The organism is Bradyrhizobium tropiciagri (assembly GCF_018130505.1).
In the GTDB taxonomy this organism is placed as follows: Bacteria; Pseudomonadota; Alphaproteobacteria; order Rhizobiales; family Xanthobacteraceae; genus Bradyrhizobium; species Bradyrhizobium tropiciagri_B.
In genome coordinates, this window is record NZ_JAFCKH010000017.1 from 90,168 (window position 1) to 114,235 (window position 24,068).

24 protein-coding genes are annotated in these 24,068 nt (G+C 65.0%); 16 read left to right on the forward strand and 8 right to left on the reverse strand.

Translation table 11 applies throughout. From position 1 onward, the window contains the following. Window positions 1–98: 98 nt before the first annotated feature. A complete protein-coding gene (locus JQ633_RS33270; protein ID WP_211990051.1) occupies window positions 99–1,034 on the forward strand; it encodes a LysR substrate-binding domain-containing protein in 936 nt (311 codons plus the stop codon). Window positions 1,035–1,042: 8 nt separating this feature from the next. Here the strand turns inward: JQ633_RS33270 and JQ633_RS33275 are convergent, their stop codons facing one another. From JQ633_RS33275 to JQ633_RS33290, 4 genes are all read right to left on the reverse strand, one after another. Next, window positions 1,043–1,969, reverse strand: a complete 927-nt coding sequence (locus JQ633_RS33275) for an AEC family transporter (protein ID WP_211990052.1) — start codon at window positions 1,967–1,969, stop codon at window positions 1,043–1,045. 2 nt (window positions 1,970–1,971) lie between these two features. Next, window positions 1,972–2,454: a Holliday junction resolvase RuvX gene (gene ruvX, locus JQ633_RS33280; RefSeq protein ID WP_211990053.1), complete on the reverse strand. Its 483-nt coding sequence runs from the start codon at window positions 2,452–2,454 to the stop codon at window positions 1,972–1,974. Between the two features lie 86 nt (window positions 2,455–2,540). After that, window positions 2,541–3,476 carry a cyclase family protein gene (locus tag JQ633_RS33285; protein WP_211990054.1) on the reverse strand — a complete coding sequence of 312 codons (936 nt, stop codon included), beginning with the start codon at window positions 3,474–3,476 and terminating at the stop codon, window positions 2,541–2,543. A 167-nt stretch (window positions 3,477–3,643) separates the two neighbouring features. Further along, the gene (locus JQ633_RS33290; protein WP_211990055.1) at window positions 3,644–4,534 is read right to left on the reverse strand and encodes a LysR family transcriptional regulator; all 891 of its coding nucleotides are present in this window, start codon (window positions 4,532–4,534) and stop codon (window positions 3,644–3,646) included. Window positions 4,535–4,636: 102 nt separating this feature from the next. On the opposite strand from JQ633_RS33290, the gene JQ633_RS33295 reads away from it, so the two are divergent. From JQ633_RS33295 to JQ633_RS33335, 9 genes are all read left to right on the forward strand, one after another. Next, the gene (locus tag JQ633_RS33295) at window positions 4,637–5,641 is read left to right on the forward strand and encodes an NAD(P)H-dependent flavin oxidoreductase (RefSeq protein WP_249159836.1); all 1,005 of its coding nucleotides are present in this window, start codon (window positions 4,637–4,639) and stop codon (window positions 5,639–5,641) included. A 128-nt stretch (window positions 5,642–5,769) separates the two neighbouring features. Then, window positions 5,770–6,846: an NAD(P)H-dependent flavin oxidoreductase gene (locus tag JQ633_RS33300; protein WP_211990057.1), complete on the forward strand. Its 1,077-nt coding sequence runs from the start codon at window positions 5,770–5,772 to the stop codon at window positions 6,844–6,846. An 84-nt stretch (window positions 6,847–6,930) separates the two neighbouring features. Next, window positions 6,931–7,218: an Asp-tRNA(Asn)/Glu-tRNA(Gln) amidotransferase subunit GatC gene (gatC, locus tag JQ633_RS33305; RefSeq protein WP_211990058.1), complete on the forward strand. Its 288-nt coding sequence runs from the start codon at window positions 6,931–6,933 to the stop codon at window positions 7,216–7,218. A 24-nt stretch (window positions 7,219–7,242) separates the two neighbouring features. Further along, complete coding sequence (locus JQ633_RS33310; RefSeq protein WP_211990059.1) at window positions 7,243–7,470, forward strand: hypothetical protein; 228 nt, start codon at window positions 7,243–7,245, stop codon at window positions 7,468–7,470. After that, window positions 7,467–8,939 carry an Asp-tRNA(Asn)/Glu-tRNA(Gln) amidotransferase subunit GatA gene (gene gatA, locus JQ633_RS33315; RefSeq protein WP_211990060.1) on the forward strand — a complete coding sequence of 491 codons (1,473 nt, stop codon included), beginning with the start codon at window positions 7,467–7,469 and terminating at the stop codon, window positions 8,937–8,939. The genes JQ633_RS33310 and gatA overlap by 4 nt, the downstream gene beginning before the upstream one ends. 3 nt (window positions 8,940–8,942) lie before the next feature. Beyond that, window positions 8,943–9,233 (forward strand): hypothetical protein, encoded by a 291-nt coding sequence (locus tag JQ633_RS33320; RefSeq protein WP_211990061.1) that lies wholly within the window; start codon window positions 8,943–8,945, stop codon window positions 9,231–9,233. A gap of 160 nt (window positions 9,234–9,393) precedes the next feature. After that, window positions 9,394–10,755 (forward strand): patatin-like phospholipase family protein, encoded by a 1,362-nt coding sequence (locus JQ633_RS33325; RefSeq protein WP_211990079.1) that lies wholly within the window; start codon window positions 9,394–9,396, stop codon window positions 10,753–10,755. A 100-nt stretch (window positions 10,756–10,855) separates the two neighbouring features. Next, window positions 10,856–12,340, forward strand: a complete 1,485-nt coding sequence (gatB, locus tag JQ633_RS33330) for an Asp-tRNA(Asn)/Glu-tRNA(Gln) amidotransferase subunit GatB (protein WP_211990062.1) — start codon at window positions 10,856–10,858, stop codon at window positions 12,338–12,340. Between the two features lie 1,522 nt (window positions 12,341–13,862). Continuing rightward, on the forward strand, window positions 13,863–14,129 hold the full coding sequence (locus JQ633_RS33335) for a hypothetical protein (RefSeq protein WP_211990063.1): 267 nt from the start codon (window positions 13,863–13,865) through the stop codon (window positions 14,127–14,129). Window positions 14,130–14,239: 110 nt separating this feature from the next. Here JQ633_RS33335 and JQ633_RS33340 read toward each other — a convergent pair whose 3' ends face one another. Next, window positions 14,240–15,502, reverse strand: coding sequence for an MFS transporter (locus tag JQ633_RS33340; RefSeq protein WP_211990064.1), 1,263 nt, complete (start codon window positions 15,500–15,502; stop codon window positions 14,240–14,242). Further along, window positions 15,499–15,951, reverse strand: a complete 453-nt coding sequence (locus JQ633_RS33345) for a PaaI family thioesterase (RefSeq protein ID WP_211990065.1) — start codon at window positions 15,949–15,951, stop codon at window positions 15,499–15,501. Before JQ633_RS33345 ends, JQ633_RS33340 begins: the two co-directional genes overlap by 4 nt. A gap of 153 nt (window positions 15,952–16,104) precedes the next feature. Here JQ633_RS33345 and gcvA point away from each other — a divergent pair, with 153 nt between their 5' ends. The 3 genes from gcvA (at window position 16,105) to JQ633_RS33360 (ending at window position 17,673) form a co-directional block, all read left to right on the forward strand. Continuing rightward, the gene (gene gcvA, locus JQ633_RS33350) at window positions 16,105–17,007 is read left to right on the forward strand and encodes a transcriptional regulator GcvA (protein WP_211990066.1); all 903 of its coding nucleotides are present in this window, start codon (window positions 16,105–16,107) and stop codon (window positions 17,005–17,007) included. An 87-nt stretch (window positions 17,008–17,094) separates the two neighbouring features. Continuing rightward, complete coding sequence (locus tag JQ633_RS33355) at window positions 17,095–17,340, forward strand: hypothetical protein (protein ID WP_249159837.1); 246 nt, start codon at window positions 17,095–17,097, stop codon at window positions 17,338–17,340. Window positions 17,341–17,412: 72 nt separating this feature from the next. Further along, window positions 17,413–17,673 carry a hypothetical protein gene (locus tag JQ633_RS33360; protein ID WP_211990067.1) on the forward strand — a complete coding sequence of 87 codons (261 nt, stop codon included), beginning with the start codon at window positions 17,413–17,415 and terminating at the stop codon, window positions 17,671–17,673. A gap of 129 nt (window positions 17,674–17,802) precedes the next feature. Here JQ633_RS33360 and JQ633_RS33365 read toward each other — a convergent pair whose 3' ends face one another. Then, window positions 17,803–18,183: an MliC family protein gene (locus JQ633_RS33365; protein ID WP_211990068.1), complete on the reverse strand. Its 381-nt coding sequence runs from the start codon at window positions 18,181–18,183 to the stop codon at window positions 17,803–17,805. 306 nt (window positions 18,184–18,489) lie between these two features. On the opposite strand from JQ633_RS33365, the gene JQ633_RS33370 reads away from it, so the two are divergent. Together JQ633_RS33370 and JQ633_RS33375 are read left to right on the forward strand one after the other, a co-directional pair. Beyond that, on the forward strand, window positions 18,490–19,050 hold the full coding sequence (locus JQ633_RS33370; RefSeq protein ID WP_211990069.1) for a DUF3617 family protein: 561 nt from the start codon (window positions 18,490–18,492) through the stop codon (window positions 19,048–19,050). Window positions 19,051–19,355: 305 nt separating this feature from the next. Continuing rightward, on the forward strand, window positions 19,356–19,853 hold the full coding sequence (locus JQ633_RS33375) for a DUF3617 domain-containing protein (RefSeq protein ID WP_249159838.1): 498 nt from the start codon (window positions 19,356–19,358) through the stop codon (window positions 19,851–19,853). Window positions 19,854–19,905: 52 nt separating this feature from the next. On the opposite strand, the gene JQ633_RS33380 is transcribed toward JQ633_RS33375, so the two are convergent. Continuing rightward, window positions 19,906–20,343 (reverse strand): hypothetical protein, encoded by a 438-nt coding sequence (locus JQ633_RS33380; RefSeq protein WP_211990071.1) that lies wholly within the window; start codon window positions 20,341–20,343, stop codon window positions 19,906–19,908. Window positions 20,344–20,577: 234 nt separating this feature from the next. Between JQ633_RS33380 and JQ633_RS33385 the strand changes: the two genes are divergently transcribed. Further along, window positions 20,578–24,068 (forward strand): DUF5801 repeats-in-toxin domain-containing protein (locus JQ633_RS33385; protein ID WP_249159839.1); only part of this gene is annotated, 3,491 nt, incomplete at its 3' end.

Here is a 24,068-nt window from a genome sequence, read left to right on the forward strand (position 1 = left end):
CATTGATGATCGAGCGGATTTTTTGTTGCTGAACCGGGCCAGCAATAACCGCGTGTTTCGTGATGTCAAATATATGAAAATGCGATATTCCATATCTTATGGATATGGAGGTCCGACATCTGCGTTACTTCCTGGCGGTTGCCGAGGCCGGGCACCTGACCCGTGCCGCGGCTCGGCTCAACATCCAGCAGCCGCCGCTCAGTCAGCAGATCAAGGCGCTCGAGAACCATCTCGGCGTCGTGCTGTTTCGTCGCCATGCAAAGGGCATGGCGTTGACCGAGAGCGGCGAGTTCTTCCTTGAAGAGGCCCGGCGCATCCTCGACGGCATTGCCGTCATGGAGCAGCGAATGGCGCGCGTGGCGAAGGGCCTGCGCGGCCGGCTCGCGATCGCCTTCACGACCTCGGCGGCGGCCCATCTGTTGACGCCGCGCGTGCTGCGGCTGTTCCGCGGCCGCTATCCGGAGATCGAGCTCTCCCTCACCGAGAACAACGCCGACGAGATCACCGAGCGGATTGCCTCGGGCACCTTGCAATGCGGGTTTCTGCGCGTGCCGGTCTCACGGCCGCCCGGCCTGGTGTTCCGGACCTTGTTGAGAGAACCGGTGCTCGTCGCGGTCCCGCTCGACCACCGCCTGGCGCAGCAGCCTCGCGCGGGCAAGAACGCCGCCGTCACGCTCAAGGATTTCCAGGGCGAGAATCTGATCCTCGTGCGGCGCGCCGGAGCGCCGGGGCTTTATGCGAACCTGCTGGCGCTGTGTGCCGAACGGGGCATCCACCCGAACGTCGTGGCGGAAGTTCAGCGCATGATGACGAATCTCAATCTGGTGGCCGCGGGTGCAGGGATTTCCGTCGTTCCGGCGTCGATGCAGCACGTGCACGCGAAAACGGTGGCATATCGTCCGCTCGCGAAGAGCATTCACCTGAATGCGCCGCTGACCCTGGTGTATCGCGCGGCCGACTCCACCGCCGCGACCGCCTTCTTCGTCGAACTGGTGACGACAACCGCCGCCGATGGGGGCGGCACGCGTTCGTGAGGAAGGTCCTAGAGCCCAACCACGGCAATCGCGATCGGCATCGTGACCGCGGCGAGGATCGTCTGCAGCGTGATGATCTGGGCGAGCAGCGGGGCGTCGCCGCCCATCTGGCGCGCCAGGACATAGGCTGACGGGGAGGTCGGCACCGCGGCGCAGGCGGCGACGATGGCGAGATTGGAGCCGGTCACGCCGAACCACACCGCGAGCGCGACGGTGATCACGGGCATCAGCACAAGCTTCAGTGCCAGCGCCACGCTGGCGGCGAGGCTGGGGCGGAAGATGCCCTTCAGCTGCAATCCGGCTCCGGTCACCAGGAGGCCGATCGCCAGCGACGAGCCGCCGAGCGCATCGGCGACGTCATGCCAGAGTTTCGGCAACGGGATGTGCGTCACGTTGATGGCGAGCCCGATGACGCAGGCCCAGATCAGCGGGTTCTTCACCACCGTCATCACGATCGCACCCGCCGACCGTTTTTCGGATGACGCGTATCGTGCCAGCACGGCGACGCTGAATACGTTGACCAGCGGGATGATCGCGACCATCGCGACGGACGCCAGGGCAAGCCCGACCTTGCCGTACAGATTGCCGGCCACCGACAGCGCGACATAGGTCTGCCAGCGGATCGCGCCCTGGAAGATCGAGGTGAAGGCCGGTCCGTCGATCCCGGCGCCGGCGAGCGGGCCGCGCAAGGCGAGGCAGAACAGCGACATCACCAGCGCCGCAAGCAGCAGCGCGCCGCCGACGCCTGCGATCGGCACCGTCGTCAGATCCGCCTTGACCAGCGTCTGCACCAGCAGCACCGGAAACAGCACGTAGTAGGTAAGCTGCTCCAGCCCGTGCCATTGCGTATCGAGCCGCATCAACGTGCGCTTCAGCACGACACCGAGCACGATCAGAAGGAACACCGGCATTAGCGCCGCGACCACCACCGCCATGGTCAGCTCTCTCCGCGCAGCTTCGCGAGCCGGTCCAGTGCGCCCTGCAGGATGAAGATCGCGGCATGCTCGTCGATCACCTCGGCGCGCCGCGCACGGCTGACATCCATCCCGATCAGCTCGCGCTCGACCGCGGCGGTCGACAGCCGCTCGTCCCACAGCGCGATCGCGAGCGCGGTGAGGCCGGCCAGGTTGCGGGCAAATGCCCGGGTCGATTGCGCACGCGGCCCTTCGCTGCCGTCCATGTTGATCGGCAGGCCCAGCACGAAGCCGACCGCGCTGCGCTCGGCGGCGATCGCAAGCAGCCGTGCCGCGTCGGCCTTGAACGCCTTGCGCTTGACGGTCTCGACGCCGGTCGCGAGCCGCCGGTCCGGATCGGACACGGCAACGCCGATGGTCTTGGTGCCGAGATCGAGGCCGACAAGCGCGCCGCGCTCGGGCCAGTGCGGCGCGGCTTCGATCAGGGGAAGGATGGGGGCGGGCATTCGCTAGCGCTTAGCATGCAGCCGCGCGCCGAGGCAAAGCCCGGCGTCGGCGTGGCGTCCATGCGAAAACGCCACGCCGCAGAGGTTTACCGGATCGCGATCGGGTTGATCATGCTCTGCACGCCGCCGCGCCAGCGCGGCTGGCCCAGCACGAACAGGAACTCGTAGCCCTTGTCCTTGGCGAGCTCGGCGGTGTCCATGTTCTCCAGGATGTAGGTGCCGTTCATCGCGAGCAGGATCTGGTGCACCTCGAACACGTTCGGGGATTCGAACGGCAGCACCTCGAGGGCCCAGGTGTCGGCGCCGACCGCGACCACGCCCTTGCCGGTCAGGTACTTCGCGCCATCGACGCCAAGCCCGGGTTCGCCGGCCGAATAACGCTTGTCGTCCTTGCCGATCAGGCTGAGCCAGCCGGTGTGGAAGATCACGACGTCGCCCTGGCGGATCTCGACGCCCTGTTTCTTGGCGGCTTCCTCGATTTCCTTGGTGTTGAAGGCGGTGCCTTCCTTGACCACGTCGGTGTTGAAATAGGCGGCCATGTCGAGCAGCAGGCCGCGGGTGACCATTGGCGGCACCTTCTCGATGCCGAGCTTCTTCAACCCGTTGGGATCAGCGAAATCGGCGAGCTTGTTGCCGTTGTAATAGACGTGCTCGATGCCGAGATGGCCGAGGCCGTCGAGCTGGCTACCGATGCCGACCCAGGTGTCGAGGATGTCGTCATTGTAGGTCGCCTTGTTCGGACCGATGCCGGCGAGGCCGGCCTGTCCGGGCTGCACGATGGTGATCTTGAAGGTCCGCGGCGGGTAGGCGGGCGTCTTGGTGTCGACGGGAATGCCGAGCGCATAGGTCTTGCCGGTCTTCACCAGCGAGGCGGCTTTGACCACGAGCTCCGGCGTCATGTAATTCGCCGAGCCGATCTCGTCGTTGGGTCCCCATTTCGATTTGGTCCAGTCCTGCGCGCTGGCGGTTCCGGCCGTGGTCAACAAGGCAACAGAGCAGCACAATACGAATGCGGTGCGCATCGCAGTCTTCCTCCCAGAGTTGACGTTATGGTTATGAGCTAGCGGCTTATACTAACGTCGTAGAATGACGCGCTTCAAAAGGTTTCCCGACACCAGTGTGTCGCTGCGCCGGAAGGTCGCACCCCCGCCATCGTGATGCCTTCCATTCATTCCTTCAGGGCTTGCGATCAGGCGGCCGCCGACGCTTCGCGCGCATCGAGACAGGCCGTAAATCCCTGCAGCGCGCTGTACTGGTGCAGGGTGCGGCGCTGGATGAACAGCGTCTCGACCCGCGCATGCTGCGGATTGAGCTTGTGGATGCTGATCTCGCGATTGATGTGATCGCGCTCGACCACGGCGCGCGGCAACATCGTCACGCCCATGTCGGCGGCGACGCAGCCGATCATGCCGTCCAGCGTCCCGAACTCGAAGCGCACGGCCGAGGGCCAGCCGAATTCGGTCAGCACCTGCTCGAGACGCTGGCGATAGGTGCAGCCGGTGCGGAAGACGAGAACCGTCGGTCCCGACTCCGGCGTGCCGGCGCGCAGCGCGGCGAGCGAGGTCCAGCGCTTGGCGCTCACGAGCACCAGCTCCTCGCTGAACGCCACCGTCGCGGCGAGTTCGGCATGCTCGATCGGACCGGCGACGAAGGCGCCGTCGAGCGAGCCGTCGAGCACCGCGGCAACGAGGTCGGCGGTCGTCGCGGTGCTGAGCGTCAGGCGCACAGCGGGATAGCGGCGATGGAAGTCGGCGAGCAGCGCCGGCAGCCGCACTGCCGCCGTCGTCTCCATCGAGCCGATCGAGAGCGGCCCCTTCGGCTCGCCGTCGTCACGCGCGGCGAGCACCGCTTCGCGCGACAGTGCTGCCATCCGTTGCGCGTAGGGGAGCAGGCGGCGGCCGGCGCCGGTCAGCGTCATGCCGCGGCTGTGCCGCTCGAACAGCGCGGTGCCGATCTCGGCTTCCAGCGCCTTGATGCGCTGGGTAACGTTGGACTGCACCGTGTTGAGCTCTTCGGCGGCGCGCGTGATGCCGCCGAGCTGCGCGACGGTCGAGAAGGTGAGGAGGTCGGTCAATTCCATCGCGAACCCCGTTTCATTTTAGAGATGGTAGCGTTCTCTAGTATTCATTTTCCGAGAATGTTAGGCCCGCTTAGGCTTGAAGTCCAGAACAGGGAGCAGCGCATGCCTGTAAGCACCGAACTGACGGCACGCCTAAGCATCCAGCATCCGATCCTGCTGGCGCCGATGGACACGATCAGCGGCAGCCGGCTGGTGCGGGCCGTCAGCGAGGCTGGCGGCTTCGGCATTCTGGGCGGCGGCTACGGCGACCGCACGCGGCTCGCCACCGAGACCGCAAAGCTGAAGGGTTCTGCAAAACCGTTCGGCATCGGCTTCATCACCTGGAGTCTCGCAAAGCAGCCCGAATTGCTCGACATTGCGCTTGAAGCGCGGCCGCGCGCGGTGATGCTGTCGTTCGGCGATCCCGCGCCGTTTGCCCCGAAGATCAAGAGTGCGGGCGCGCTGCTGATCTGCCAGGTGCAGAGCGAGGAGCTTGCAAAGCAGGCGCTGGATTGCGGCGCCGATATTCTGATCGCGCAGGGCACCGAAGCCGGCGGTCACGGCGCTTCGCGCACCACCATCGACATCGTGCCCGCGATCGTCGACTTCGCGGCGGGCCGCGTGCCTGTCGTTGCCGCGGGCGGCCTCGCGGATGGACGCGGGCTGGCGGCGATGATGATGCTTGGCGCATCCGGCGTGCTGATGGGGACACGCTTCTATGCCAGCGTCGAGGCCGATGGGGCCGACGAGGCGAAGCAGCGGATCTGCGCGGCGAGGAGCGGGGAGACCGTGCGCGGCGTGGTGTTCGACTGGTCGCGCAAGCTGATGTGGCCGGCGCCGTTCACCGCGCGATCGCTGGTCAACGCACATCTGCGGCGCTGGAGCGGCCGCGAGATCGAACTGATGCAGCGCGCCGACGAGATCGCGGTAGATTATGCCGCGGCGAAGGCGGCCGGGGATTTTGAAGTCGCCGCCGTGTTCGCCGGTGAGTCCGCCGGGCTGATCCATGATATTCCTCCAGCGGCCGAGATCGTCGGCCGCATCGTCGCCGAGGCGGAGCAGATCCTGCTGGGGCGGCGCAACTTCCTTCCTTCTCCCCTTGTGGGAGAAGGTGGCTCGCATCGATAGATGCGAGCCGGATGAGGGGTCTGTCTCCGCGGATAGATACCCCTCACCCGGTTTCGATGCTTCCGCATCGAAACCACCCTCTCCCACAGGGGGAGAGGGTTAGAAGCAGCGAGAAAGAGAGACACACCATGTGGCCAGACCGTCGACTGATCGATCGCTTCAAGACTGAATTCCCGATCGTGCTGGCGCCGATGGCCGGCGCGATGGATGCGGACTTGGCGATCGCGGTGGCGCAGGGCGGCGGGCTCGCCTCGTTGCCGTGCGCGATGCTGTCGGCGGACAAGGCGCGCGAGCAGGTCAATATCGTCCGCCAGCGCGTCGCGGGGTCGGTCAATCTGAACTTCTTCTGCCACAGGGCCGTCGACGCCGATCCGGCGCGCGAGGCGACGTGGCGGCAGCGGCTGGCGCCTTACTATCGTGAGCACGGCCTCGACCCGAGCGCGCCGGTCAATGCCGCGAACCGCGCGCCGTTCGATGCCGCCTTCTGCGCGGTGGTGGAAGAATTGAAGCCGGAGATCGTCAGCTTCCATTTCGGCCTGCCGGACGAGAAGCTGCTGCTGCGTGTGAAGGCCGCCGGCGCCATCGTGCTGTCGTCGGCGACGACGGTGAAGGAGGCGATCTGGCTGGAGGAGAACGGCGCCGATGTCATCATCGCGCAGGGCGCGGAGGCGGGCGGCCATCGCGGCATGTTCCTGACCGAGAACATCGCCGAGCAGCCCGGCACCTTCGCGCTGGTGCCGCAGGTGGTCGATGCGGTGAAGGTGCCCGTCATCGCGGCCGGCGGCATTGCCGACGGGCGCGGTATCGCGGCGGCGTTCGCGCTCGGCGCCTCTGCCGTGCAGATCGGCACGGCCTATCTGCGTTGTCCGGAATCCAAGGTGAGCGCGGCGGGCCGGGTCGCGCTGGCGCAGGCGCGCGACGATTCGACCGTCATTACCAATGTGATGACCGGCCGGCCGGCGCGTGGGGTCGCCAACCGGGTGATGCGCGAGGTCGGCCCGATCTCGCCAGATGCCCCGGCGTTTCCGCATGCCGCAACTGGCCTCGGACCGCTGAAGGCGGCTGCCGAAAAACAGGGCAAGGTCGATTTCACCAACCTCTGGGCCGGGCAAGCGGTGCGGATGGGCAGGGAAATGCCCGCTGCCGAACTGACCCGGGCCTTGGCGGGGGCGGCTTTGGCGCGGATGGGCCAGCTGGCGGGCTGATTTCGTCCGCTTCCAGCGCGGTTGCGGCGCAAAACCGAGCTCTGCTATACGGCGGGCTGATCTTCAGCCCCGAGACCCTATATAATGTCCGTAGACGCCACGACCGTCCGCCGTATCGCGCATCTGGCGCGGATTGCGGTCAGCGACGCCGAAGTTCCCCATCTCCAGGGGGAATTGAACGCGATCCTGGCCTTCGTCGAGCAGCTGTCGGAGGTGAATATCGAGGGCGTCGAGCCGATGACCTCGGTGACGCCGATGGAGATGAAGAAGCGCACCGACGTGGTCAATGACGGCGAGATCGCCGACACCATCGTCGGCAACGCGCCCGATACGATGAACCACTTCTTCCTGGTGCCGAAGGTGGTCGAGTAATTCTCTGTAATTCGGGATCGTCCGATGTGTCTGCTCTGCGACGATGAGAAAGCCTACAAGGCCTATATGGACTTCCTCGACGCGATGGAGCGGAAGGGGAAGGTCGCCGATCCCAACGAGGCGATCGACGCCGTGCTCGACCAGCTCGAGGCGCTCGATGCCGAGCGCGCCAAGGCCAACAAGGCCAAGCTCGACGATCCCGCCAACGACAAGACCCTGTCCCCGTTCTTCTGCAGCCCGATCAATAAATGACCGATTTGACATCGCTGACGATCGCCGAGGCCCGTGCGGGCCTCGCGAGCAAATCCTTCACCGCGCGCGAACTGACCGACGCGCATCTCGCCGCGATCGAAGCCGCGCGCGTGCTCAATGCCTATGTGCTGGAGACGCCGGACCGCGCCCGCGAGATGGCCAAGGCCGCGGATGAGAAGATCGCCAAGGGCGAGGGCGGCCCGCTTGCCGGCATCCCGCTCGGTATCAAGGACCTGTTCGCCACCCGCGACATCAGGACCACGGCGTGCTCGAAGATCCTCGGCAATTTCATCCCGCCCTACGAGTCGACGGTGACGACGCAGCTCTGGCGCGACGGCGCCGTGCTGCTCGGCAAGCTCAACAATGACGAGTTCGCGATGGGCTCGTCGAACGAGACCTCGTGCTTCGGCCCGGTCACCAATCCGTGGCGGCGCGACGGCTCCAACACCACGCTGGTGCCGGGCGGCTCGTCCGGCGGCTCGGCCTCCGCGGTGGCGGCGCAGCTCTGCATGGGCGCGACCGCGACCGACACCGGCGGCTCGATCCGCCAGCCCGCCGCGTTCACCGCGACCGTCGGCATCAAGCCGACCTATGGCCGCTGCTCGCGCTGGGGCATCGTGGCATTCGCGTCCTCGCTCGACCAGGCCGGCCCGATCGCGCGCAGCGTGCGCGATGCCGCGATCCTGATGCGCTCGATGGCGGGCTACGATCCGAGGGACACCACCTCGGTGGACATCGCCGTGCCTGACTATGAAGCCGCGATCGGCAAGTCCGTGAAGGGCATGAAGATCGGCATTCCCAAGGAGTATCGGCTCGACGGCATGCCGGCCGAGATCGAGAAACTCTGGAGCGAGGGCGCGGAGTGGCTCAAGGCGGCCGGCGCAGAGCTCGTCGAAGTGTCACTTCCGCACACCAAATATGCGCTGCCGGCCTATTACATCGTGGCGCCGGCGGAGGCCTCCTCGAACCTCGCGCGCTATGACGGCGTGCGCTACGGCTTGCGCGAGGGCGCGAAGAACATCATCGAGATGTACGAGAACACCCGCGCCGAAGGCTTTGGTGCCGAGGTGCGCCGCCGCGTCCTGATCGGCACCTACGTGCTGTCGGCCGGCTATTACGACGCCTACTATCTGCGTGCGCAGAAGGTGCGCACTTTGATCAAGAAGGACTTCGAGGATTGCTTCGCCAAGGGCGTGAACGCGATCCTGACCCCGGCGACGCCGTCGGCCGCGTTCGGCATCGGGGAGAAGGGCGCCGATCCCGTCGAGATGTATCTCAACGACATCTTCACGGTGACCGTGAACATGGCCGGCCTGCCGGGCATCGCGGTGCCCGCGGGCAAGGACACGCAAGGCCTGCCGCTCGGCCTGCAACTGATCGGCCGCGCCTTCGACGAGGAGACGCTGTTCTCGCTCGGCGACATCATCGAGCAGGCCGCCGGCCGCTTCGCCCCGGCCAAATGGTGGTGAGCGATGGCGGATTTCCGCGCCAGTCTCGCTGACGCCGCGCCGGAGAAGACGCTGTCGCCGCCGCTCGCTGCATTGTGGTGGGCGGCAAAGGGCGATTGGGACCAGGCGCACCGCATCGTGCAGGACGAGAGCGATGCCAACTCGGCCTGGGTGCACGCCTATCTGCACCGGGTCGAAGGCGATCTCGGCAACGCCGGCTACTGGTATCGCCGCGCCGGTCAGCCGGTCGCGAAGGATGCGCTCGAGGCGGAGTGGGAACGGATCGTCGCCGCGCTTTTGACGGCACGCGGCTGAGTGCGCCGGTACCGTTCGGCCCGTTTTGCCGCATTAACTGTGTTTCGCCCGCCACGCCGCTGCCCAGATTGGCCGTGATACGCTGATGGAACCGGGGCGGGGGCCAGGCGGCAAGAGAGTGATCGTGCGTAGATCGGGCATAGGGGGATGGCTGTCGGCGCTGCTGGCAGCCGGGGTGGCGGCGGTCCTTGCGGGCTGCGCGTCCGTCTACAATCTCCCGGGCAACGTGCCGCTCGGTGCGGCGCTTGCCGACACCAATGGCCTCAGCGACCTTCCGAGCTATGAAGATGATCTGCTGCTTGCCTTGTCGTTCTCCGGCGGCGGCACGCGCGCCGCGGCGTTTTCCTTCGGCGTGCTGCAGGAACTCGATCACACGCGTTCCGGCGCGGCCGGCACCAAAACTCTGCTCGACCGCGTCGACTTCGTCTCCGGCGTTTCCGGCGGATCGATCACCGCCGCATATTTCGGCCTGAAGCGGCGCGCGGCGCTCGATGACTTCCGCGAGCGCTTCCTGCTGCGTAATGCCGAGGAGGGACTGAAGACCCGGATCTCGCTCGGCAATATCGGACGGGCGCTCGGCGGCGGCGTCAACGACAGCCAGTTCACCGACTGGCTCGACAGCAATCTGTTCAACGGCGCGCGCTTCGGCGCGTTGCCCGACGACCGCCGGCCGCGGGTCTGGATCAACGCTTCCGACATCTACAACCGCACGCCGTTCGTGTTCGGCAAGACCTCGTTCGATGCGCTGTGCAGCGACATCCGCTCCTACCGCGTCGCCGAGGCGGTGGCGGCGTCGGCCGCGGTGCCACTGGCATTTGCGCCGATCGTGCTGGAGACCTTTCCCGGCGGCTGCGCTGCACCGCTTCCGTCCTGGCTCGAGAAGGTGCGCAACGATCCGAACGCGCAGCCGCTGCTGCGCTCCTACGCCGAGGCGCAGGCGCACTACCGCGACGGCTCGATGCGTTACGTCAAGCTGCTCGATGGTGGCCTCGTCGACAATTACGGTCTGTCCGGGCTGAGCATCGGCTTGCTCGCCGCCCAGCGCCCTTACGAGCCGCTGAGCGAGCGGCAGGCCGCGAAGCTCAGGCGCATCCTGTTTCTGGTGGTCGACGCCGGCCGCGGCATCTCCGGCGACTTCGTGCAGACGCTGGAAGGACCGAACGGCGTCGAATTGGTGTCGGCTGCGGCGGACACCGCGATCGACGCAAGCGTGCGCTCGAGCTACGCCGCGTTCACGACGCTCGCCGACGACTGGTCGGGCAAGCTGAAGCGCTGGCGCTGCGGCCTGTCGGCGGCGGATCGCGCCAGACTCGGCGTCGGCGCCAACTGGAAATGCGGCGACGTCGCGATCTATGTCGAGCGGCTCGGCTTCGATCGGCTCGGGCCGGACCGCGCCGGCATCCTCAACGCCATCCCGACCCGGCTTTCGCTGCCGCCTGAGCAGGTCGACCAGTTGATCACGGGCGGCGCGGACGCCTTGCGTTCGAGCAAGGCCTATCAGCAGTTCCGGCGCGGGCTGTAGAACACGGCAGATGCCGGTTCAGGGCGGCTTGACTGGCGCCATTGGTTGCGCGAAGCCGAATGCAATCCCAGATATTATACCCTATCCGGAAACCTGAGCCATGAATGCACCTGCCGCCCCCCACAAGCTGATCAAAGGCGCGACCGGCGACTGGGAAGTCGTGATCGGCATGGAGATCCATGCCCAGGTCACCTCGAACTCGAAACTGTTCTCGGGCGCGTCGACCGCGTTCGGCGGCGAACCCAACAGCCATGTCTCGCTGGTCGATGCCGCGATGCCGGGCATGCTGCCCGTGATCAACGAGGAGTGCGTCCGCCAGGCGGTACGCACCGGCCTCGGGCTCAACGCGAAGATCAACCTGCGCTCGGTGTTCGACCGCAAGAACTATTTCTATCCGGATCTGCCGCAGGGCTACCAGATCAGCCAGTACAAGTCGCCGATCGTCGGCGAGGGCGAGGTCGAGCTCGAGCTCGACGGCGGCCGCAGCGTCACGATCGGGATCGAGCGGCTGCATCTGGAGCAAGATGCAGGCAAGCTGTTGCACGATCAGTCACCAACCATGTCCTATGTCGACCTCAACCGCTCCGGCGTCGCGCTGATGGAGATCGTCTCCAAGCCCGACATCCGCGATGCCGAGCAGGCCAAGGCCTACGTCACCAAGCTGCGCTCGATCCTGCGCTATCTCGGCACCTGCGACGGTGACATGGAGAAGGGCAGCCTGCGCGCCGACGTCAACGTGTCGGTGCGCAAGCCGGGCGGCCCGCTCGGCACCCGCTGCGAAATCAAGAACATGAACTCGGTCAACTTCATCGGCCAGGCGATCGAGTACGAAGCGCGGCGCCAGATCGACATCATCGAGGACGGCGGCACGATCGACCAGGAGACGCGGCTGTTCGACCCCAACAAGGTCGAGACGCGCTCGATGCGCTCCAAGGAAGAGGCGCACGACTACCGCTACTTCCCGGATCCCGATCTGCTGCCGCTGGAGTTCAGCCAGGCCTTCGTCGACGATCTCAAGGCGCAGCTGCCGGAACTGCCTGACGCGAAGAGGTCCCGGTTTATTACGGGCTTCGGCCTCTCTTCGTACGACGCAAGCGTGCTGGTCGCCGAGCGCGAGAGCGCCGAGTTCTACGAGACGGTGCTCGCCGGCCTCGCCGACAAGGCGCGCGACGGCAAGCTCGCCGCCAACTGGGTGATCAACGAACTGTTCGGCCGTCTGAACAAGGAGAGCATGGACATCGCATCCTCGCCGGTGTCGGCAGCGCAGCTTGGCGCGATCGTCGACCTGATCGGCGAGGGAACGATTTCCGGCAAGATCGCCAAGGACTTGTTCGAGATAGTCTGGCAGGAGGGCGGCGATCCGCGCGAGCTCGTTGAGACGCGCGGCATGAAGCAGGTCACCGATCTCGGTGCGATCGAGAAGGTGGTCGACGACATCATCGCCGCCAATCCCGACAAGGTCGAGCAGGCGAAGGCGAAGCCGCAACTGGTCGGCTGGTTCGTCGGTCAGGTGATGAAGTCGTCCGGCGGCAAGGCGAACCCGCAGGCGGTCAACGATCTCCTGAAGTCCAAGCTCGGCATCTGAAGCAACCCGGCAACGACGTTGTCCATGGGCATGATCCGTCCGGTTCATGCGCTCGCGCCGTCTCCTTCGGCGTCGTCGCATGCGCGTGAACGCGACGTGATCCCGCCTCACGCCCTCCCTTGATCGCGCAACGACGCGGTCGCCGCCGAATCGTCAGAAGCCGTGGGTGGACCAGGAATCGGGTGCCGATGACCTCGGACGAGGCAAAACAGAGCTTACCCACGAAAATATTTTCATTGCCAAAAATTGCGACTCGGAGGTCGTCACGCGCCGCTCGGCGTCGTTGCTTTCGACTCGACGCGAGGGCGAATGCGTTTCGACCGGCCGAATGCGAATTCAAGAAAAGCCTACAACAGAAGTGCTTTCCTGCAACGTTGACAGATGCCGATGTCGGCGGCGTCTGGATTTCTTGCATCGTCGCGCGAACGCATCGTCGATTTGTCCGGCGTCGCGCGCTGCGCGCAGACACACCGCTGCGTCAACACTTCCTTAAGCGGGACACTGTTTTTTTTGGCCTGTTGGTGTATTCGGGAAGTAGTGCATATCGATTCCCGAGTGCACGCAGCGAAGTAAGAGCCATCTCACACACTGGAGGGCAACATGGCTAAGAAGGCAAAGAAGGCTAAGAAGGCGAAGAGCGCAGTGAAGAAGACTGCGAAGAAGACCCGCAAGGTCGCCAAGAAGAAGAAGTAAGCCTCTCGCCTCGAGAGGTTCGCCGGCGAGAGCCGGCACGTCGCGAGAGCCACGGACGGATAGCTGAGAGGCACATCCACCCAGGCTCTGGCTGACGAAAGAGGGTGTCGGCGAGACATCAGGTCAAACGGCTGGATCGAATTTCGGAGAGGGCCCCTTTCCCAAACCGGTCCGGCAGAAGAAACCAGAGATTTCTTCGTTCGGTGCGGAGCCCGCTTGGTTCCGCAATTTCGCCGGCGGCAAATGCCGGGCTGAAATCTGGTCCTGACGTGTTCGCCGACCCCCTCGATCCGGCGGCAAGCGCAGCCCGCGCCCCGGTCGCTATTTCCCCAATGCAAGTTCCATCTCGCCACGCGGTCGCTCGGCCGTGCGCCTCTCTATGCATGCGCATCCCATGGTGCTTGCCGCCGTCTGCGTTCGGCCGGCCCAACGATTTCTTCCGCCGACCTTGATCTGAACGCGTGGGGGTGTTCGCCGCGGGCTCGCCGCCGCGCGCGGCCATTGTCCGCAATGGTTATCGATGTCCCAAAAGCAAGGGTAAACCGGCGTTCACGAACGCAGAGAAATGCCTGCGGCACAGGCACTTTTGCAATTTCCGTAAGCCGTGCCGGCGCGGCTGATTTACATCCCGTTCATCGCGATACTTAAACCGCTCTTCAAATTTGATGGGCCATGATCATCCCAACAAGCCGGCAAATGGCTAGCGCACGATCCAGGGATCGGCGCGGCGCATCATCCGACGGATGAGCGTGGGGATCGAAGGCGTTTTGACAGTGGACGGGGGCCGCGCTCGGGGGAGGGCGGCCAAACAACAATAAGGGGTAAGACAATGTTTCAGGGCTTTATCGATCAGGACAGCGCCATTCCGGTTGCGGCGACCGCGATCCAGGACGTGCTGTTCGAGCGCGGACTGTATTGGGCGAGCGGCCGCTCCGGCGTGGTCAACCTCGTCGCGGCGCACAAATGGTTCAACCTGGCGGCGCTCAAGGGACGTGCCGACGCGATCGCACACCGCCGCGAGGTCGCCGAGCAGATGTCGGAGACCGACATCGCCGCCGCGCAGCGCGAAGCCCGCGCCTGGATGTCGACGAACTAACCAGCCGGTCCGTTAGCTTTGCCTTGGGGGCCTTCGGGCCCCTTTGTCATGTCGGGGGCCATCTTGCGGGACGCACGCGGATCATGTCGCCGCCTGTGGTCATGACGACCTCAGGACCGAGCCATCGTGGCGACCGGCGAAGCGGTTCGCATCGTCGCCACTGCGATGAGCGCGGCAACGATATTGGCGGCAGCGCTGATCGCAACCGGAATGAAATAGCTGTGGCTGACATCGAACACGAAGCCGGCCGCGCTCGGGCCGAGCAATGTGCCGATCGCGACGCTGGTGTAGAGGATGCCGATGATGCCGCTGACGTGGCGGCCGCCGAAATGGTCGGTGACGACGGCGGGTAGGATCGCGACCCAGCCGCCATAGAACACGCCGAACAGCAGCGCGAAGGTTGCAAGCGACCAGAACCCGCCGGCGACGGCCCAGATCGCCAGCGACACTGCCATGCCGGCATACATTGCGACCAGGAACGCGTCGCGGCCGACGCGATCGGCGATGCCGCCCAGGAAGAAGCGGCCGGCGGTGCTGCCGACGCCGATCATTCCGAGCAGCAGGACGGCGGAGGCCGGCGTCACCTGATGATCGACGGCATAGGGCACGAGGTGCACGAAGGGCACGAACACGCCGAACGCGCTGATCAGGCACGCTGCATAGAGCCCGGCAAAGCGCGGCGTCCGTACCGCGGCGCGGATCGCTACGCCGTGGCGGACGGGCGCGCTTCCGGCAGCCTCGAGCGGATCGCCGTCCGGCCCGGTGCCGTGGCGGCGCGGATCGTCAGCGATCAGGAGCGATGATCCGACACCGATCAAAGCTGCAAGGATGCCGAGCACGAGATAGGCGTCGCGCCAGCCGATGCCTGCGATCAGCCAGGTCGCGAGCGGCGGCATCACCAGCGTGCCGACGCCGATGCCGCTGACCGCAAGGCCTGACGCGAAGCCGCGCCGCCGCACGAACCAGCGCTGCACGGCGCCGAGCGTCGGGACATAGGCGCAGCCGACGCCGGCCCCGATGCCGATGCTGTAGGCGGCATACACCTGGAGGATGGTCTGAGCCCGGCTGGCGAACAGCAGGCCGAGGCCGACCAGCGCCATGCCGAGCGCCGCGAGCTTGCGCGCGCCCCAGCGGTCGGCGAGCGGGCCCGAGATCACGCCGAGCCCGAAATAAAGGAAGCCCGCGAGGGAGAACACCAGCGACACCGCGCCGCGCGAGGCGCCGAACTCGTGCTGCAGCGGCTCCACGAAGGACGAGAACGTGTAGGCGCTGCCGAAGCCGATGAAGGTCACGGCGAAGGCCGCCGCCACCACGAACCAGCCGTAGAACGGCTTTGCCTTGCGATGGCCGGTGCTCACAGCTGTCGTTCTCATGATGGCTCCGATGATGTCTGGCGGCTGCTTGCGTCGACGGGCGGGTAGAGCAGCATCTGTGTGCAGCGAAACAGCGCGATGGTCCTTGCGGTCGTCTCACTGCGGATCTCGGCATCCCACACCTGGGTCGTGCGTCCGCCATGGACGAGGCGCGCGTCGCAGCTCACCGTTCCCTGTCGTGCGGTGCCGATGAAGTTGGTCTTCAATTCGCCGGTGGCGAAGCCGCTCGCGCCTTCCGGCAAGGAGGCGAGGCAGCCGAAGCCGCAGGCCGTGTCGGCCAGCGCGACGATGGTCGCACCGTGCAGCAGGCCATGCGGCGAGAAGTGTCTTGCCGTGATCTCGAAGCAGCCGCGGACGAGGCCATTGCCGGCTTCGATCCAGCGAAACCCAAGCAGGCCCGGCAGGCTGCCGGCTTGCGAGGCATTTATCTGATCGGCGAGTAGGTTCATTCGGTTCCCTGAATGGATAGAAAATCTAATGCATCCTGGGGAGGTGCTTCGCCTTGCGCGAGCCATTCCCGGAAGTTATTCTGACAAATGGATCGGAAAAAGCAGGTCCGCAAACCAGAATTCCTGCGCATTTCAGATTAGAAAATCTAAGCTATGGAAGAGAAGCTTCCGCCGCTGAACGCGCTCAAGGCGTTCGAGTCCGCCGCCCGCCATTTGTCGGTGAAATTGGCGGCCGAGGAGCTGTGCGTGACGCCCGGCGCGGTCAGCCAGATGCTCAAGACGCTCGAAGTCCATCTCGGCACGAAATTGTTCGAGCGGGTGCCGCGCGGCATCTATCTCACCGACGCCGGGCGCGACTATTTGCCGTCGATCCGCAACGCGTTTCGCCAGATCGCCGAAGCCTCGCGTCGCGTCGCCGCATCGAACGATGTCGGCGTGCTCACCGTCAGCGTGACGCCGTTCTTTGCGTCGGCCTGGCTGGTGCCGCGCATGGCGTCGTTCCACGACTCGCATCCCGAGATCGATCTGCAGATCGTCACCGGCAACGCGCTGGTGGATTTCTCGCGCAGCGGCGTCGACGTCGCGGTACGCCACGGCCTCGGCCGCTATCCGGGTCTGCGCAGCGATCGCGTGGTCACGGTCGAGATGGTGGTGGTCGCAGCGCCGTCGCTGGTCGCCCGGCTCGGGCGGCCGCAGTCTCCCGGTGACCTTTCGGATTGGCCGCAGGTGCACGATGCCGAGCGCAAGGGATGGAGCCTGTGGTTTCAGGGCAATGGCATCGTGGAGGCTCGTGCGCCGCGCGGGCCGTCGTTCGACGACAGCGGTCTTCTCCTCAAGGCGGTGCTGTCAGGGCAGGGCGCGGGCCTGCTTCCGGCGGCGATGGTCGAGAATGAAGTCCGCGCCGGCGCGCTGATCCAGCTGCTCGAGACGGCACACATGGAGGAGTTTGCGTACTATCTCGTCTGCCCCGACAACCGGCAGACCCTCCCGAAGATCGCAGCGTTCAGGGAGTGGATACTGGGCCCGCTCGCCCAATCGGCGATGGTGGCTGGATGATCCCGCCGATGTGACTGGCCGTGATGCCTCTGCAGGTGGCGGTCCTGCCGCCGGTGCATCATCTAACAGGTCGAAGGAGCCAATGCGATGCGTGCCGCCTTGGGTGTTGCGTTTGCCGTTGGCCTCGTTGCGATGGCATGGAGTGTCTCCACCGATGCCGCGACGGGGCATCATCAGCGCGGGCGCCAGCACGTCGTCGTCCGTTCGACCGAGGAGGTGGTCCGTCCAGGCCAGGAGGTGGTCCCTCCGGGCTGGTACAAGTTTCCCGGCTATAAGGCGATCCCGCCGGAGGAGAACCGCAATCTCGATCCGTCGAACTTTGGCGGCGGCTGATCGGCACAGCTTGATAACTGGCGGCCGATTTGGCACTCTTGCGCCGGACACGTCATCTTATTTGGGGGCGTTATGCATAAGTCATTTTTTGCGATCATTGCCACCGCGGCTGCAATCGCCGTTGTTTCGCCGACAACAGCGCGCAGCGCCGAATACGTATTCGGTGATCCGCCGTACCGGCTCGATTACGGCTACGATCCCCGACTCGAATCGGGCTGCTTGAAATGGAATTGGCAGCTGTATCAGTGGCAGGATCTCTGCCCGGTCTACATCCGGCCGAAGGCCTATATGTATCCGCGCGGCGCTCGCGTGGTGCTTCGCACCAAGGGGTGAGGGCCGCTTCGCGATGACCACCTCCGCGTCAGGCTGACTGACGCGGACCGTGGCCGCGAGTTTTCGAAACGATCATGACCCGGCAAAGAGCTGAAGCGCGGTGACGCTTCAGCCTGATCCGATCGCGCTTTAGTGCGCGATGGTGCACGCCACCTGGCTGTGCTTGCCGAAGTTGAGCAGGGCACTTTCGCCGACGCCGTCCAGCCAGATGCCGCGACCGGCATAACGATAGCCGACGCCCATCGGCACATGCCGCATATAGACGCTGCCGTGACGGCCGGTGCGCAGCGAGGCCGTGACCACTTCGCCCTCGACCGTGACGGCGCGCGGGCACAGCGGATAGCTGCGGCCGTTCTCACAGGTGAAGACGATCTCGGAGCAACCGCCGCCCGCGACCGGTGCCTTCGTTATCAGGCCAAGGTCGGCTGCGGCCACCGGCGCAGAACTCCCGAATGACGTCACACCCAGGGCCAGAAGGCCGGCAACGGCGTAACGGAAGCGAATATGCATCTGAGCCCCCTCGTGAGCGATACACGCGGCAAATCACTAAAAATAATCCCGCATAAATGAGCAAAAATATCCCGCAAGGTCAAACCCGCGAGGGGCCAAGAGGCTCGTCGGGCGGTTGGGTGTTGCAACTTTGCTGCAGTGGATCGGAATTAGGCCGGAAGCCATTTCGCGGCGCCGCCGTGCCTTTACTCGCCACAATTGGCCTGCAACTGGTCTACCGATACCGAATCTCGTCGTGGGGCATTTCTTCACGGACCTGATCCGGACCCACATCGCAAGCGGTTCGGAATCCATTTGGGGGCGGGAATGATCTTCCGGAATGCCATTGCAGGTTCGTTGCTGACCATGATGATCGCCGCGGCACCGTCATTCGGTGCCCTCGCACAGACGCTGTCTCCCCAGCCTGCGAACGGCAAGGGCGCGGCGGTTCAGCCCGCTCAGGACACTCAGCCGTTCTCCGGTCCCAGCTTCCGCAAGGGCTTGTGGCGCTTCGTGCGGACGCTCGACGTCGTCAGGAACGCCAACAAGAACGTGAAGTATCGGGTCGTCAACGCGGAGATGACCCGCTGCGTCGACCCGACCCACGCCATGAAGGCAACCTTCTCCTCGGTACCCGTCGGCACCTGCGTTTCGGACAAGCCCGAGAAGAACGGCAACCAGTACACGTTCGGACGCCGCTGCGATTACATGGGCGCGGTCAGCACCGTCATCACCGTGCGCAGCGACGAGGCCTACACCGAGTTGAACGAGGTGAGCACCGGCGAGAATCCCAGGACCGACATGGTCGTCGCGACGCGGATCGGTGATTGCGAGGACAATGCGGCGGGCAGCGTCGAGAAGGCGACGACGGCGCGCTTGATCCATTGATGCGTGAACCGGATGCGCGATCCGGCTCGGGCAGTGTCGGTCGCTGCCGCGACGGGCTTCGACAGTGAGAGAAACTTAACCGACGCATCTCGTGCCACGTCCTGTCGGAGCCGGCGGCGGTTCAAAACCACCGCTAATTTACGGGAATTTAACGTGAAGCGTCATGGAATGAGTCCATGCTAGGCTTGCGGCGTGGCTCAAAGCGAAGCCGTGCGGCCGCGGTGGTGCAGCCGATAGGAATCCATCATATGACGTTGGGTGAGGGCTTCGGGCAGTCGAAGATCTTTGCACGCTCGGTTGGCGTAATGATCGCCCTTTCTGTGTCCTTTGCCTCGCACGCTGCGGCGGCCGAGGAAGGCTTTGGCGGACCGACCTTTCGCAAGGGGATGTGGCGCTTCGTCCGGACGCTCGAGCTCGTTTCGGACTCGAAGGTCCGGCAGAAATTGTTCGAGCGCGAGATGACGCGCTGCGTCGACCCGACCCAGGCGATGAAGGCGACGTTCTCACCGGTGTCCGTCGGCAATTGTCATTCGTCGAAGCCCGAGAAGGTCAGCAACAAGTACATCTTCTCCAATCGGTGCGACTATCTCGGACCGGTCAGCACGGTCATCACCGTGCTCAGCGACGAGGCCTATACGGAAGTCAACGAAGTCAGGGTAGGCGCTCAGCGGAGGGATCGCGTGGTCGCCCGCCGCATCAGCGACTGCCATGAGGACAGGGCATCGCTGGATCAGCAGACTGCGGCACGACGGGACGTCTCGCCGCCGCAGGTGCAGGACTCCGACGAGAGCGAGCCGCTCTAGGACGAACTGTATCCCGATTTTTGTCGTGCCCGCCGGTCGCCTGATGGCGCCGTCAGATCTTTTGCTGAGCTCCAGCGCCGCTGACATTCACGGTAATTTTCTGGATCTCGGTGCGGCCGCCCGGATACTTGACCTCGATCGTCAGCGAATCGGCGCCGACGAATTCGGCCGGCGCCTTGTAGAATGCGACGTAGGCCGGCACCTCGAGCGCCAGGCAGGCCTTGTAGTTGGTGGCCTTCGCCTTCGCGGACTTCACCACCACCTTTCCTGCAGCCGGCGGGCTGACGAGGCGGATGGTCGGCAGGGGGCCCGACGTACAGTCAGGTAACACATTGAGATAAATGCCGATTTGGGTGTCGCGGTTGGCCTGGGCCTTTACCGCGCGCTCGACCGTGGTCTCCTGCGGGACGGGTTTGACGTCTTGCGCGGACGCTGCGCCGGCAGCGCACCCGAACAGGGCCACCGCAATCAACTTCCCGATCACGCGCATCGAGCGCTCCAAATTCCCGCACAAGGGCCTCGGCCCCGCATCACTACGGGCCCCGGACGACCTCAACTGGCTAAGCATTTGTTCTTGCTGAACCGACATGGTCAATTTTTACCACACTTGTACGGAAAGTATTGATTAACCAAACGCATTTCTTGACCGGGAACGGGCTTAACAATAGCTTAAGCGTAAATTTTTCTACAAGTTTTCCTCTAATCGCTTTTTTCGGAGTTGATAATGCAAGGGCAGTTTCAGGTGGCCCAGGCCACCGGTACGGGAAATTCTGTCAATTCGGCTCCTGTTCGCATCTACAAGCTGACCAAGCCACTGACCGACCAGGCGGTCGTTATCAATCTCGGATACGACCAGAAGGTGAAGGTCGATTTTTCGTCGATCGCCAATGAAAAAATCACGCTGGTCCATGTCGGCGAAAAGCTGATCATCCTGTTCGACAACCAGTCGACCGTCACGGTCGAACCGTTCTTCGATTCCCGCGCAGACAGCCAGGGCCAGTCGCAGGATGGCGCCGCTCGCAGCAACATCACCGTTGAGATGGCGCCCGGTCGCGACGTCACGGTGCAGGAATTCGCCAACCTGTTTCCGATCACCACGGACTCCTCCGTGTTGCCGGCCGCGGACAGCGCCGGCGGCAACGCGCAGGCGAGCGGTGCGAACTTCAGTCCGTTTACCATCGATCCGCTTGCCCCAGTGCCCACCAATCAATTGGCGGGGCAGGAAGAGCTGCCGAATTTCGTCACGCAGCAGCCGACCGGCTTTGTGCTGACGCAGAACAATCCTCTTCCCATCATCTCGGCTGGCCTGCTGCCGAGCCTGATCGTGGACGAGAGCTTCCTGACCGCGGCCACCAACGGCGTTGCCGGCTCAGGCCACGCTCCGCTGGGATCGACCGTTGCATCCGCGCTCGTGCCGTTCACGGTCAGTGCGGCGGGCCAGCAGTCGCTGACCTTTGCGCTGTCCGTGAGTGCGCCCGGCGCCGACAGCGGCTTGATCGATTCGGCGACCGGCCAGCACGTGCTGCTGTCCGTCAACGCCGACGGTGTCGTCGAAGGCCGCACCGCCGTCGGCGGCGATCTGGTGTTCACGGTTTCGGTCGATGCGTCGGGTCGCGTCACGCTGACCGATCTGCGCGCCGTGCATGAGGGCACCCCGGGTGATCTCAACGAGGGAATTTCGCTGCTCTCCGGCCTGATCACGCTGACGGGGACGGTCACCGACGGCAACAACCAGACCGCAAGTGCGAGCACCGATGTCGGATCGCACCTGACGTTCCTCGACGATGGTCCGACAGCGAGCATAGCGGGCGGAGCGGCCGACACCCTGGTGCTGGACGAGACGCGTCCGGTGGGCACGGACACGGCGGGCGGCTCGGCCCCGAACGGCCTTGCCAGCGTCACGGCGGACTTCTCCGACAACTTCACCGGCGGCAGCTATGGCGCTGACGGCGCGGGCAGCACCACCTACACGCTGAAGCTGACCGGCACGAATGTGGCATCCGGCCTCTATGCGCTGGATCCGACCGACACCAACCCGGCTCACTTCGGGCAGGGGACGCAGATCGTGCTGAACCAGTCGGGTGACACGATCACCGGCTCGGCGAACGGCACGACGTATTTCACGATCACGATCAACGAGACGACCGGCGTAGTGACGTTCACGCAGGTCAACAACATCTGGCACGCCGATCCGGCCAATCCGGATGACGCGGCGACGATGACGTTGACGAGCGCCAATCTGCTGCAGGTGGTGCAGACCATCACCGACGCCGACGGTGACAGCGTGGCGACGCAGCTCGATCTCGGCAACGGCGTGTTCGCGATCCAGGACAGCGGTCCGACGGCGAGCACGGTGGCCGGCGCGATCGACACACTGGTGCTGGACGAGACGCGTCCGGTGGGCTCGGACACCGCAGGCGGCGCGGCCCCAGGCGGCCTCGCCAGCGTGACGGCGAACTTCTCCGACAATTTCATCGGCGGCAGCTACGGCAGCGATGGCGCGGGCAAGACGACCTATACGCTGGTGCTGACCGGCTCGAACGTGGCCTCGGGCCTCTACGCCCTGGATCCGACCGACAAGAGCACGCTCGACGGCGACGGCATCGGGCAGGGCGCGCAGATCGTGCTGAACCAGGCGGGTGACACGATCACTGGCTCGGCGAACGGCACGACGTATTTCACGATCACGATCAACGAGACGACCGGCGTGGTGACGTTCACGCAGGTCAGCAACATCTGGCACGCCGATCCGGCCAATCCGGACGACCCGGCGACGCTGACGCTGTCGAGCGCCAATCTGCTGCAGCTGGTGCAGACCATCACCGATGCGGACGGCGACACCGTGACGACGCCGCTCAACCTCGGCAACGGCGTGTTCACGATCCAGGACAGCGGCCCGGGCAATCCGACCGTGACGGTCTCCGGTGTCGAGCCGGGTGCGCTGACCTTCGACGGCGGCCTCGTCAATGGCAATTTCGTGGGCGCTGAAGGCGCGGGCGACACCAATCCGTCACCGACGGTGGCGACGGCAAGCTTCGCCGCCGCGTTCACCTTCGGCAATCTGAACGACTACGGCAGCGACGGCGCCGGAGCGACCACGATCAGCTACGCGCTGCAGTTCCATGCCGGCTTTGTCGAGGGCAGCGCCTCCGGCCTGACCTCGGGCGGCCTTGCCATCAATCTGTACGAGAGCGGCGGCGTCATCACCGGCTCGACGGCATTGACGGAAGGCGCGATCAACGCCGGCAATACCGTGTTCACGCTGAGCGTGGACAACACCACTGGCGTGGTGACACTGACTCAGACCCACACGGTCGACCATACGCAGGCTGACGTCTATAACAACGCCTACATCTCTGACCTGCAGTCGCTCGCAGGCAACCTTGTTGACCTGAAGGCCAGCGCCGTCACAACGGATAGCGACGGCGACAGCTCGGCGACGGCGACCGCGTTGCTGGACCTCGGCGGCAACGTCCAGTTCGGCGATGACGGCCCGGGCAATCCGACGGTCACTTTGTCGCGGGTTGAGCCGGTGGCGCTGACCTTCGATGGCGGCACGGCCAACGGCAACTTCGTCGGCACCGACCTGCCGGCCGACACCAATGGATCGCCGACGGTGGCGTCGGTGAGCTTCGCCGGTGCATTCACGTTCGGCAATCTGAACGACTACGGTGCCGATGGCGCCGGTGCGTCCACAATCAGCTACGCCTTGCAGTTCCATGCCGGTTTTGTCGAGGGCAACACCTCCGGCCTGAGCTCCGGTGGCCTTGCGATCCGTCTGTACGAGAGCGGCGGCGTGATCACCGGCTCGACGGCGCTGACGGAAGGCACGATCAGTGCGGCCAACACCGTGTTCACGCTGAGCGTGGACAACGCCGGCGTCGTGACGTTGACCCAGACCCATGCGGTCGACCATGTGCAGGCCGACGTCTACAACAATGCCTACATCTCCGACCTGCAGTCGCTCGCCAGCAACCTGATCGACCTGAAGGCCAGCGTCGTCACCACCGATAGCGATGGCGACAGCTCGACCACGGCAAACGCGCTGCTCGACTTGGGCGGCAACGTCCAGTTCGGCGACGACGGTCCGGGTAATCCGACGGTGACCGTCTCCGGCGTCGAGCCGGTTGCTCTGACCTTCGATGGCGGCACGGCCAACGGCAATTTCGTCGGCACCGACCTGCCGGCCGACACCAATGGATCGCCGACGGTGGC